The 12,304-nt window shown below is 68.4% G+C and carries 10 protein-coding genes; 6 read left to right on the forward strand and 4 right to left on the reverse strand.

Going from position 1 to position 12,304, the window contains the following annotated elements; translation table 11 throughout:
* Positions 1 to 9 precede the first annotated feature (9 nt).
* From HAV22_RS20220 to HAV22_RS20235, 4 genes are all read left to right on the forward strand, one after another.
* On the forward strand, positions 10 to 486 hold the full coding sequence (locus HAV22_RS20220) for a CYTH domain-containing protein (RefSeq protein ID WP_166861559.1): 477 nt from the start codon (positions 10 to 12) through the stop codon (positions 484 to 486).
* Positions 487 to 759: 273 nt separating this feature from the next.
* Entirely contained in the window at positions 760 to 1,965 is a 1,206-nt protein-coding gene (locus HAV22_RS20225) for an acyltransferase family protein (RefSeq protein WP_166861560.1), read from the forward strand.
* Positions 1,966 to 2,101: 136 nt separating this feature from the next.
* Positions 2,102 to 3,811, forward strand: a complete 1,710-nt coding sequence (locus tag HAV22_RS20230) for an FAD-dependent oxidoreductase (protein ID WP_166861561.1) — start codon at positions 2,102 to 2,104, stop codon at positions 3,809 to 3,811.
* 110 nt (positions 3,812 to 3,921) lie between these two features.
* Complete coding sequence (locus HAV22_RS20235; RefSeq protein ID WP_166861562.1) at positions 3,922 to 6,012, forward strand: GGDEF domain-containing protein; 2,091 nt, start codon at positions 3,922 to 3,924, stop codon at positions 6,010 to 6,012.
* 12 nt (positions 6,013 to 6,024) lie between these two features.
* On the opposite strand, the gene HAV22_RS20240 is transcribed toward HAV22_RS20235, so the two are convergent.
* The 4 genes from HAV22_RS20240 to HAV22_RS20250 all read right to left on the reverse strand — a co-directional run bounded on the left by HAV22_RS20240 (position 6,025) and on the right by HAV22_RS20250 (position 9,013).
* Complete coding sequence (locus HAV22_RS20240) at positions 6,025 to 6,474, reverse strand: MarR family winged helix-turn-helix transcriptional regulator (protein ID WP_166861563.1); 450 nt, start codon at positions 6,472 to 6,474, stop codon at positions 6,025 to 6,027.
* Positions 6,471 to 7,130, reverse strand: a complete 660-nt coding sequence (locus tag HAV22_RS20245) for an alpha/beta hydrolase family protein (RefSeq protein WP_229421330.1) — start codon at positions 7,128 to 7,130, stop codon at positions 6,471 to 6,473. Before HAV22_RS20245 ends, HAV22_RS20240 begins: the two co-directional genes overlap by 4 nt.
* Positions 7,131 to 7,136: 6 nt before the next feature.
* Positions 7,137 to 7,367, reverse strand: a complete 231-nt coding sequence (locus tag HAV22_RS31285) for a hypothetical protein (protein WP_229421331.1) — start codon at positions 7,365 to 7,367, stop codon at positions 7,137 to 7,139.
* A gap of 392 nt (positions 7,368 to 7,759) precedes the next feature.
* Positions 7,760 to 9,013, reverse strand: coding sequence for a DUF2863 family protein (locus HAV22_RS20250; protein WP_166861564.1), 1,254 nt, complete (start codon positions 9,011 to 9,013; stop codon positions 7,760 to 7,762).
* Positions 9,014 to 9,286: 273 nt separating this feature from the next.
* Here HAV22_RS20250 and HAV22_RS20255 point away from each other — a divergent pair, with 273 nt between their 5' ends.
* Together HAV22_RS20255 and HAV22_RS20260 are read left to right on the forward strand one after the other, a co-directional pair.
* Positions 9,287 to 11,584, forward strand: a complete 2,298-nt coding sequence (locus HAV22_RS20255) for a TonB-dependent receptor (protein WP_166861565.1) — start codon at positions 9,287 to 9,289, stop codon at positions 11,582 to 11,584.
* Between the two features lie 20 nt (positions 11,585 to 11,604).
* Complete coding sequence (locus HAV22_RS20260; protein ID WP_166861566.1) at positions 11,605 to 12,282, forward strand: Fe2+-dependent dioxygenase; 678 nt, start codon at positions 11,605 to 11,607, stop codon at positions 12,280 to 12,282.
* Positions 12,283 to 12,304: the final 22 nt, after the last annotated feature.

Here is a 12,304-nt window from a genome sequence, read left to right on the forward strand (position 1 = left end):
GGAGCACACATGGGCGTCGAGATCGAACGCAAGTTCTTGCTGGCCAATGAAGGCTGGCGCGGGCAGGGCAGCGCGACGCGCATGCGCCAGGGCTACCTCGCGGCCGACCCCGTGCGCACCGTGCGCGTGCGCATCGAGGGCGGACGCGCCGTCCTCACGATCAAGGGCAAGTCGACGGGGGCCGCGCGCGGCGAGTGGGAGTACGACATTCCCGTCGCCGACGCGACCGAACTGCTGGACGGCCTGTGTGAACAGCCGCAGGTCGAAAAGATCCGCCATCGCATCGAGCACGCGGGCCACACGTGGGAAGTCGACGAATTCCTCGGCCTGAACGCGGGGCTGTTCGTCGCGGAGATCGAGCTCGACGCGGAGGACGAGGCGTTCGAGAAGCCGGACTGGATCGGCGTGGAAGTCACGGGCGACAAGCGCTACTACAATTCCAGCCTGATCCGGCAGCCGTATTCGCAGTGGCCCGACAAGACCTGACGCGCGTGCCGGGCGCCGCCCCGGTCCTCCCGCGCACGACCTCGTGACCGGCGCGCCCCTGCCGCGCCGGTCTTCCCCTGATCACATCCCTTTGCACTGCGCCCGCCGATCGGCGCCGCCAACGTTTTTTCTCCTCTGCCGTTTTTTGCATTTTTAGTGGCGATAGTGGTAGTGCCAAACCCGGTTCTGCCTACAATGGTCGGTTCATGACCGCACGCGACGGGCCCGGCAGCCGCAGGGTGGACGCCGGCGGCCCATCATGGAAGGGATCGCATGCGGGACGCACGTGCGACACTGGAAGTGCCTGAATCACGCGACGAGCATCGCCCCGGCGCGCGGGACGCGCGGCAACCGGCCCGCTACTATCGCCCGGAACTGGACGTGCTGCGCTTCATCGCGTTCATGTTCGTCTTCATGACGCATCGCACCGACCTGGCACCGATCGACCAGGCGCAGCACCCCTGGCTCCACGCGTTCGCGCAGATCGGCGTCTACGGCGTCCCCGTATTCTTCCTGCTGAGCGCCTTCCTGATCACCGAGTTGCTGGAGCGGGAACGGGATGCGTCCGGCGGCATCGACGTGCGCGCGTTCTATGTCAGGCGGATATTGCGGATCTGGCCTTTGTACTTCCTCGTGTTCTTCGGGCTGGTCCTGTTGAACCGTGTCCTGCCCGGTGCGGGCGCCGATTCGCCGGCAAAATGGCTGTCCTTCATGCTGTTCGCCGGGAACTGGTACATCACGCTCAACGGCTGGATCGAATATCCGGTCAACCCGATGTGGAGCCTCTCGGTCGAGGAGCAGTTCTACATCGTGATCCCTTGCCTCGCCATGCTCGGCCGGCGCGCGCTCGTGGCGGTCAACCTCGCCGTGCTGGCAGTGTCGTACGCCGTCATCGTCCACTATGCCCGCGGCTTCACGCCAACGTCCGGTTTCAGCGGCCAATGGACCAACAGCTTCGTCCATTTCCAGTTCTTCGCGGGCGGCATGCTGCTGGCGCTGGTCTTGCGCGGCCGGCAGCCGAACTGGGATATCGCCACCCGATGCGCCGTACTCGCCCTTGCGGTCGCGGCGTGGCTCGTGGCGTCGGCCGTCTTTGGCATCAAGGCCGATGTTCCCCGGTCGACGGTGCCCGAAAGCCTGGCCGGCTGGCCTCTCGTGCTTGCGGGTGCGGCGCTGATGCTGGTCGGCGTGCTCGGCATGCCGCGGCGCTTCCTGCCCGCGCCCCTGATTTACCTCGGCCGCATTTCGTACGGCCTGTACCTGACCCATATCTTTTTTTTCTGGCTCGTCTACGACAAGTTCAAACCGGAACTGACCCGGGCCTGCGACGCCGTCGGCCTCGGGGCCTGGCGCGACACGATCGGCACGCTGCTCGCCTTCGCCGGGACGGTGCTCCTCGCCTCGCTGCTGTATCGCACGGTCGAAATGCCGTTCCTGCGGCTGAAACGGCGCTTCACGTTCGTTCCTTCGCGCGACTGACGGCGACTACACCGATCCACCCTTTTGCCAGGCCGTGCGCCGTCCAGGTGCGCTACCATGCTGTCTGGACGCAGCGGCCGGCGCCGGCCACCCTGCGCGATCCCAACCACGCAGCGCAACCACGAGGCGGCCGACCATGTCCGAACACGTTCCCGAGCTGATCCCCGAAAGCCTCATCCCCGATGGCGAGGCGCGCGCCGCCGTCGACCTCGCGACGCGCGCCCACCAGATCTATCCCGTGCTGAGCGCCGACGACATCCAGCGCCTGCGCCGCTTCGGCACGTGCCGCCAGTGGCCGGACGGCGCCACCGTGTTCCGCGCGTGCGTCGATTCGCCCGGCATGGTCGTCGTGCTGGCGGGGCATTTGTCGTGCAGCCGGACCGATGCGCTCGGCAAGCGCGTCGAGGTCGTGGAATACGGGCCCGGCCAGTTCGCCGGCGAAGTGGCGCAGCTGTCCGGCCGGCCGCCGCTGGCCGACGGTGTCGCCGTGGGCGACCTGGAGGCCTTGGTACTCGACGCCGAATGCCTGCGCGCCGTCATCGTGGCCGAAGCCGAGCTGGGCGAGCGCCTGATGCGCGCGTTCATCCTCCGCCGGGTGCAATTGATCAGCAATAAGCCGGGCGGCCCCATCCTCATCGGCCCCGCGGCGCATGCGGGCCTGTTCCAGCTCGAGAATTTCCTGTCGCGGAACGCCTACCCGTACACGCGGCGCGATCCGGAGACGGACCCGGAAGCGGCCCAGCTCGTGCGCGAACACTGGCGCAACGAGTCCGACTGGCCGCTCGTCGCGCTGCCCGACGGCTTCGTGATGAAGAACCCGAGCCTGGCTGAAGTGGGCCGCTGCCTGGGAACGCTGCCCCGCATCGAACCCGGCACCGTGTTCGACGTACTCGTCGTGGGCGCGGGCCCGTCCGGCCTCGCGACGGCCGTGTATGCCGCATCGGAGGGCTTGCGCGTGATGGTGCTGGACCAGCGCGCGTACGGCGGCCAGGCGGGCGCGAGCGCGCGCATCGAGAACTTCCTCGGCTTCCCGACGGGGATTTCCGGTCGCGCGCTGGCAGGCCGCTCGTACGTGCAGGCGCTGAAGTTCGGCGCCGAGGTCGCGATTCCCGCGCAAGCCATGCGCCTGTTGTGCGACGAGCGTCCGCTGAAGGTCGAACTCGACGACGGCACCTGCCTGCGTGCGCGCACGGTCGTGCTGGCGGCGGGCGCGCGCTACCGCAAGCCGGACCTGCCCGACATCGCCCGCTACGAAGGGCGTGGCGTGTATTACTGGGCCTCGCCCGTGGAGGCGCGGCTGTGCCGCAACGAGCCCGTCGTGCTCGTCGGCGGCGGCAACTCGGCCGGCCAGGCCGCCGTCTTCCTTGCGGCGCACGCATCGGAAGTGCACCTGCTCGTGCGCGGGCCGGGCCTGGAAGCGACGATGTCGAGCTACCTGATCGAGCGCATCGCGGCCACGCCGAACATCCACCTGCACCCGCGCCGCGAAATCGTCGGGCTGGACGGCGACGACGACGGCCTGACGGGCGTGCGCTGCCGCGGCCGCGACGGCGGCGACGAACGCGCGTTCGCCGTGCGCCGGCTGTTCCTGTTCATCGGCGCCGACCCGAACAGCGACTGGCTGCACGAGTGCGGCGTCGAGCTGGACGACAAGGGCTTCGTGCTGACGGGTGCCGACACGCGGCCCGAACACGGCGCGCGCACGCTGGAGACGAGCGTCGACGGGGTGTTCGCCGTGGGCGATCTGCGCGCCGGATCGACGAAGCGCGTGGCCGCCGCGGCGGGCGAGGGGGCGGCCGCGGTGGCGCAGATCCACGGCTATCTCGCCACGCTCGCCGAGCGCTGATGGCGGCCGTTGTATGGAAGGGACGACCGTTTGGTTGAACCTTCTAGACGACAGCGGGCATAATGACGCGCACGCGGCCGTACGCCGTCCGGCCAAGCCCGAGGAGAGCAATGGCATTTCCCGTACCGTCACCATCCAGCACGCGCAGCCGCGCCACGATCCTGCGCGGCTGCGCCGTCGTCCTGTTGCTGTGCCCCTTGCTGGCCCGCGCCGACGACGCGCAGGCCAGCCGCCTGCGCGAGGTCGGCAGGATGGCCAAGTTCGTGCCGGACGTGGCGTCGAGCCGGCTGCGCACCATGGCATGGCAAATGGCCGGCGCGCCGGCGCCGCTGCGCACGGACTTCTTGTACTACTACAGCACGGCCGAACGGGGCATCGGCGACTTGACACATGCGCTGGACCTCGCGGACCAGTTGATCAGCTTCGGCCGGCGCAACAACGACAACGTGGCGCTGGCCAAGGGCCTCGTCGCCCGCGCCAACGCGCTGTACGTGCGCGAAGACCTGGCCGGTTCGCACGCGACGGCGTTCGAGGCGGAGCGCGTCGCCGGCCTCACCGCCGACGTGCCGACGAAGGTGCTGGCGACCGTCGCCGCCGGCCAGTCGTTCGAAGAGCAGGGCGATTATCCGGCGGCGCTGGCGAAGTTCCACGCCGCCGTCGACCTTGCGCGCCAGGTCACGACGGACGCGGCGCCGCTGGCGGCCGCCCTGCACGCGCTCGTGCTGCTGTACCTGAACATGGGAGACCTCGACAAAGCGGCCGAGGCCCAGCAGGAATCGCTGGCGGTGGCCAGGAGGATGGCGTCGCCGGGCCACGTCGCGGCGGCGCTGGGCGACGAATACGCGCTGGCCGTCGAGCAGAAGGCGTTCGAGCGGGGACGCCGTGCCCTGTTCGAGGAGCTCGGCCTGGAGCGCGGCATCGGCGCCCGCCAGATGGCCGTGACGACGCTCGTCAACCTGTCCGACTGCTACCTGAAGGAAGGCCGCTTCCGCGACGCGCAGACCTATGCGGCGCAGGCGCTGGATGCGGCGATCGACGCCAGGAGCAACAACGACGTCGCCACCGCGCGCGTCAACCTGGGCCAGGCGCTGCTGGGGCAGGGCCACCTGTCCGAGGGCAAGCGCCAGTTCGAAGCGGGCCTCGCCACGTATGAAAAACAGGGCGACAAGCCGGAACTGCTGGGCGTGTTGCGCGAGTACGGGCGCGCGCTGGAACACGCCGGCGACTACAAGGGCGCCGTCGACGCCTACAATCGCGAGCGCCGCATCTCCAGCGAGATCTTCGCCGAGCAGCGCCAGAAGGCCGTGCTGGAACTGCAGCAGAAGTACGAGGCCGAGAAGAAGCAGCGCCGCATCGACGCGCTGCGCCAGGAGAACCGCGCCGCGAAAGCGGAGCTGGACAACCGCCGCCTGCAGCAGCGCGTCTGGTGGCTGCTGGCCGCTGCGTCCGCGCTGGCTTCGGTCATCGTCGGCATGCTGTACCGGAAGGTCCGGCGCGCCAACGCCGAGCTGGAAGAAAAGAACGTGCAACTGAAACGGCAAGGCGCACTCGATCCGCTCACGCTGCTGTACAACCGCCGTCACTTCCAGGACGTCATGGCGCGCGCCGGCGACGAGCGGCGCACGGGCGGCGACGCCGACGCGGGCGCGCTGTTCCTGCTGGACGTCGACCACTTCAAGGCCATCAACGACTCGCTGGGCCATGCGGCCGGCGATACCGTGTTGACGACGGTCGCGCAGCGGCTGCGCGTGGCACTGCGCGACACCGACCTGATCGTGCGCTGGGGCGGCGAGGAATTCCTCGCGTTCGTGCCCGCCGTCGCACCGGGCGAACTGGAGGAGGTGGCGCTGCGCATCATGCGCGGCGTGTCGGTGCAGCCGATCGAGTACCGGCACGGGGTCGTGCCGGTGAGCGTCTCGGTCGGCTACGCGCCGTTGCCACTGGCGTTCGGCACGACGCCGCTGACGTGGGAACAGGTCGTCAATCTCGCGGACATGGCCCTGTACCTGGCCAAGTCGCACGGCCGCAACTGCGCGTACGGCATACGCGGCTTCTCCGCTGCCGCTGCCGTTGCCGCGTCGCTGGATGCGATCGAGCGGAACCTCGAGCAGGCATGGCGCGCGGGCTGGGTCGATCTCGCCGCCGTGCGAGGCGACGCCAGCGACGCGGACATGCCGCTGCCGCTGCCGGCGCAGGCTTGAGACGCCAACGCGTCAATCGCGCGGCAGGTCGTCCTCGAGCGCCGCGACCTGCGCCAGCCAGCGCGCCACGATGTCCAGTTCGTCCGCCGAGAACCCGGCCGTCAGCCGCGCGTTCAATCCCTTCAGCACGATGCCCGCCTGGCGCGCGGCGTCCTGTCCGTGTGTCGTCAGGCGCACGCGCGTGACGCGGCCGTCGGCCTCGTCGCCGACCCGCTCGATCAACTCCGCCGCCTGCATCCGCTTGGTGAGGTTCGTGACGGCGGCTGGCGCCACCTGCAGGCCTTGTGCGAGTTCGCCGACGGTGGCGGGGTCGTCGCGCGACGCGAGCAGGAACAGCAGGCCCGCCTGCGCGGAGCTGATGCCGTCCCATGCCTGCGGGCGCGTCTCGATCCAGCGCTGCAGGATTTTTTGCGCGCGGTTCAACAGGAAGACGAAGCGCGGCGGCTTCTTCCCGGCCGTCATGCCTCGCTGCCCGCGCGCGCCGGCGCCCGCGCGCACTGCGCGAGCAGCCAGTCGGCCACCTGCGGCCAGACGCGGTCGGCGCACTGCTTGCGGAAGAATCCCATGTGGCCGAGCGCGGAGAGGCCCGCGTCGCGCGGCGCGAGGTGGCGCCGGTCGACGCGCGCATTGACCAAGGGCCGCAGCAGGATGTCCATCGCGTCCGGATTCGCCCACGGGTCGTCGGCAAAGCCGAGCACGAGCAGCGGCAGCCGCACGCGCGCCATGCGGCGCCACACGTCCATCGCCGGGTCGTCGAGGAAGTAGCCGGGCAGCGTCGTCCAGCGGCTCCATTGCAGCATCACCGTGCGGGGCAAGTCTTCGCCGAGGCCGATGCGGCGGCCCGGCATGTAGCCGAACGCGGCACACAGCACGGGCGCCAGCACGCGCATCACGCACCACACGCGCAGGCGCTCGGCGGCGCCGCGCACGGTGCGCGTGACACCCGCATGCGACGCCACGAGCACGGCCGCCGTCAGCGCCTCGCTGCCCGACGACAGCGCGATCGCATGCCCGCCCACGCTGTGCCCGACGGCAAGCAGCGGCAGGCCGGGGAAGCGGGCCGCGGCCCAGCGCGTGACGGCGGTGTTGTCGTCCTCGATCCATTCGGCCATCGTCACGGTGCACTACCGCAAGTCGGCCTGACGCGAGCGGCCCGTGCCGCGGTAGTCGTACGTCAGCACGGTCATCCCGAGGCCGTGCAGATAGCGTGCGAACGCTTCGTAGTAGCGCTGCGTGACGGCGGTGGCCGGGTGCAGCAGCACGACGGCGCGCGCGTCGGCAGCTTGCCACAGCGTGGCGCCGATCGTGCTCCTGTCGGGCAGGGAGATGGTGACGGGTTCCATGATGGCGGCCATTTAGTTAACGTGTTAACTAATTTAGCGGCCGGGGCGGGGCGCGTCAACGAAGAAAACTAGAGGATCGCATCGAGTTGCCGGCGAGGCGCCGTTGCCAAAATTCAGGGTCAGAAAATTCGGGGTCAGAGCACATGTCCGACGAGAATCGGGGTCAGAGCACATTTAGGATCAATGTTCCGGGACTTCGCGATCTGCGCGGGACCGTGCGCCGCGACGACGATTCGTGGTGCCGCGGAGTATCGTGCCGCAGCGGGGACGCGCATACTTGCTTCAGGGACCATGCGGCTGAAAGTGCTCTGACCCCGAATTCGCTTGAAAATGTGCTCTGACCCCGAATTTGCAAAAAAATGCCCGGCGCGGGGCCGGGCGTGGGTGTCGGACGGTGTCGCGCGTCAGTGGAAGTGCTCGTTCCCCGCCGGTGTGTCTTCCGGCATTTCGGCATGCACGAGTTCACCGGTCGGGTCGGCGAACAGCGGGGCGCCGCAGTCGTCGCAGTATTCCGCGACATAGCGCTCGCCGATGCGCTTGACGTGCGTGATGCCGACGTCGTTCAGGTGCTTGACGATCTCGTCCAGCGGCGCGAGCGGGCGGTCGCCGCCGCCGGCCGGGCCTTCCATCGGCGTGCCCTCCTCGTCTTCCTGGCCGTACAGGGGCCAGACGATGCCGTACACGACGTCGGGCGACTGGCGCAACGTGAAGCCGACGCGGTATTCGTCGACCTGGCTGTCGTTGATCTCGTCGCCGAAGCCCGCGACGACGGCGCGCAGGTCGTTCGGTTCCACGCCCAGCGTGTTCGTCAGGTAGTGGACGGCGGCGCGGATCGACACCGGACGGATCAGCTTGTCGGCCTCGCGGCACGCCACGTAATACGCTTCCGGCAGCAGCAGCTCGACGCCGCAGCCCGGCAGCAGGCGCGCGACGTTCGGGCCGGCCTGGGCGCGCCATTGCTCGAGGGCGTTCTCGCGCTCCGCTTCGAAGTTGATGTGGTGCTGCGGTTCCTGCCAGCGGAACAGCGGGGCGCCCACCGGAGCGACGACCGCGACGAGCAAGTAGCGCGTGTCGGCCAGGAATTGCGACGTGTCCGGACCGGGCGCGGCCGGCTTCACCGTCGAGCCCTTGTGCGCGGCCTGCGCGAGCTTGTGCGTCAGCGCGTAGGTCTCCGCGTGGGTGCGCGGCAGCTGGTCGATCGAGTACAAGGTCGGCGCGATCGCGACCTTGGTGTTGTCGGCCAGCAGGTGGGCGGCGAAGTGCGCCGTCAGCGTGTTCAGGATGTCGCCGGGGATCGTGCCGGACGCGATCGAGAAGCGGGTCCAGGCGAGGATCGGTGCGGCCACGAGCAGGGTCTGCCAGGTGGTCTCGGCGCCGTCGGCGGCCTGTTCCGTCATCGTCGACGACTCGCTGACCGCTTCGACGCCGTCCATCAGCACGTCGTACACCGCGAGGTCGCCCTTGAACAGGACGTTGAGGGCGGCGTCGATGCTGTCCTGGTGGTTCGTCTTCAGCAGCTTCTGCAGCTGGGTGTCGAGGTTGCGTTCCCACGTCCGTTCTTCAACGCGGCTGGCGGCCTGCACGATGGCGTTGCTGATGCTGATGAGACGCTGGCTTTCTGCCGAAAGTTTAGGTGAGTCTTTGGAAGGGCGACGCATACGCTTGGGGAGTCTTTACGGTAAGGGTGGTCGTGTTCTGGGTTTGGGCTGTGGGTCATGATAAACCCTTATCCCCGGTATTGTAGTTGATTCGGCCACACCCCAGTAACACGGAGGCAATATTCCCGCCGTCGCGTTTTCGTGGCGTGGCCACGGTCGAGGCCGCGTGCTGCTTGTCAAACATGTCAATAGGAACGATAATGCGAATCGTTCTCATTCATATTCATTCGAAAGACAGCGCGCCGATACGCCTGCCGGACCCGCCACTCCACCATGACCATCAAGAACAACGACACCGCCACCCCGACCTCCTTCATCACGAGCCGCAAGCATGCGCGCCCCTTGCCGGCGCACACCTTGGCCATGCTGGCGTCGCTGGCGCTGCCGGCCGTCGCCCATGCCGGTGCGGACGTGACGCCCGACCTCACGATCCCGAGCGTGCAGGTGACGGGTGCAAACCAGCCGCAGCAGGCGTCGGCCAACGAGAAATTCACGGCGCCGCTGCTCGACACGCCCAAGTCCGTCACCGTCGTGCCGGCCGAGATCATCGCGCAGACGGGCGCCACGTCGCTGACGGATGCGCTGCGCACCGTGCCCGGCATTACCATCGGCGCGGCCGAAGGCGGGAATCCGGTGGGCGACAATATGTTCATCCGGGGCTATAACGCGCAGACGGATACCTATGTCGACGGCATCCGCGACGCGGGCTCGCAGTCGCGCGAGATCTTTGCCGTCGAACAGATCGAAGTGGTGAAAGGGCCAAACTCGGCGCTCGGCGGCCGCGCGTCGGCCGGCGGCGGCGTGAACCTGATCTCGAAGACGGCGCAGGCCTACGACTTCAACCGCGCCAGCATCGGCATCGGAACGGACAAATACCGCCGACTCACGGGCGACTTCAACCGCAACATCGGCAGCGACAGCGCGTTCCGCCTGAACGTGATGGCACACGAGAACGACGTGCCCGGCCGCGCCGTCGTCGGCGGCAAGCGCTACGGCGTGGCGCCCACGGTCACGTTCGGCCTGTCGGGCCCGACGCGAGTCACCATCGGCGTCTACCACCTGACCACGCACGAGATCCCGGATACGGGCATCCCGTTCAACAATCCCCTCACGACGGGACCGGACGTCGCGAAGAACGGCAACGGCCGGCCGTTCGACGTCGACCGCAGCACGTTCTACGGCCTCGCCAACCGCGACTTCCGCGACACGAAGAGCGACATCGTCAACATCGACCTGCGCCACCAGCTGGCGGGTGGCATCGTGCTGCGCAACGTCACGCGCTACGGCAAGTCGAACAACGACTACGTCTGGACCCAGCCCGACGACTCGAAGGGCAACACGGTGAAGTACGGCACCGTCTGGCGCCGCGCGAACACGCGCGTGACGGAGACGCGCACGGCGACGAACGTGACGAGCATCTCGGGCGAGCTGCAGACGGCGGGCATCAAGCACACGTACAACGCGGGTATCGAGTTCGACCGCGAAACGACCGACCGCAGCAACTACGTCTTCACGCCGGGCACGAACAATCCGCTGACGGGCACGTTCACCTGCCCGACGTCCGGCAGCACGACGCTGTACAACTGCACCACGCTGGTCGATCCGAATCCGTACGATCCGTGGGTCTACACGCGCACCGTGTCGCCCGCGCTGACGCACGTGAGCACGAAGACGAAGGCCGCGTACGCATTCGACACCATCGAATTCGATCGGCAATGGCAGCTCAACCTGGGCGCACGCCACGACGACTTCAAGAGCGTCCTGAACACGCTGACGACGGCGACCCGCGCCGCGGTCGACAGCCGGTTCTGGAGCCTGCAATCGGGCCTCGTGTACAAGCCGGCGGAGAACGGCAGTATCTATCTGGCCTACGCGACGTCCGCGACCCCGCCCGGCAACGACGGCGGCGACGGCCTGGACGCGCTGACGGTGGCCGTGCAGAACCTGCAACCGCAGCGCAGCCGGAACGTCGAGCTGGGCACGAAGTGGGACGTGATGCCGGGCGGCCGGCTGTCGCTGACGGCGGCCGTATTCAGGAGCACGATGAACAATGCCCGCGTGACGGCGCCGGACGGCACGACGCAGAACGTCGGCCGCAAGGCAGTGAAGGGCGCGGAGCTGGGCTTCTCGGGCAAGCTGTCGTCGCAGTGGAGCGTGTTCGGCGGCTACACGTTCCTGGATGCGACCGTGGCCGACAACGGCTACCTGAACGTGGGCACGACAGCGAAGCCCGTGTACGTCGTCTCGCCGTACAATGGCAACCGCTTCCCGGCCACGCCGAAGCACTCGGCCACGCTGTGGACGACGTATGCGGTCACGAAGGACTTCTCGGCCGGCCTGGGCGTGAACACGATGTCCAGGGTCTACGGGAATGTGAACAACAACAAGTGGGCGCCGGGCTACACCCGCGTCGACGCAATGGCCAGCTATGCGCTGAACCAGGACGTCAGCCTGCAGCTGAACGTGCAGAACCTGACGGACAAGTTCTATTTCGACCGCGTCTCGTCGCCGCACTATGCGGGCGTGGGCCCGGGCCGGTCGGCGACGCTGGCGGCCAACGTCAAGTTCTGACCCTGCACGAGGAGTCGACGATGATGCTGCATATTCCGGGCGTTTTGACCCCGGACCAGGTGAACGCGATGCGCGCGCGCCTGCACGCGACGGACTGGGTCGACGGCCGCGCCAGCGTCGGTACGCAGGGCGCGCAGGTCAAGCGCAACCGCCAGCTGGCGGAGGGCTCGCCGCTGGCCGTCGAACTGGGGCAGATCGTGAGCGCGGCGCTGATGGCGCATCCGCTGTTCTTCTCGAGCGCGCTGCCGCTGCGCATCCTGCCGCCGTTCTTCAACGGCTACGCGGGCGGCGAGCAGTACGGCCCGCACGTCGACGGCGCGATCCGCGCCCAGCGGAGCGGGGCCGCGCTGCGCGCCGACGTGTCGTGCACCGTGTTCCTGTCCGACCCGGCCGACTACGACGGCGGCGAGCTGGCGGTCGTCGACACGTACGGCACGCACGAGGTCAAGCTGCCGGCGGGCGACGCGATCGTCTATCCGTCGTCCAGCGTGCACGAGGTGAGGGCGGTGACGCGCGGCGAGCGGCTCGCGTCGTTCCTGTGGGTGCAGAGCATGGTGCGCGACGACGGGCGCCGCGCGATGCTGTTCGAACTCGATACCGCGATCCAGGCGCTGCGCGCGAAGCATGGCGATGGGGCGGAACTCGTGGCGCTCACGGGGCATTATCACAACCTGTTGCGGATGTGGGCCGAAGTCTGATTGTCGTATAACGCGCGTAGGG

Source organism: Telluria antibiotica (assembly GCF_011682055.1).
GTDB lineage: Bacteria > Pseudomonadota > Gammaproteobacteria > Burkholderiales > Burkholderiaceae_D > Telluria > Telluria antibiotica.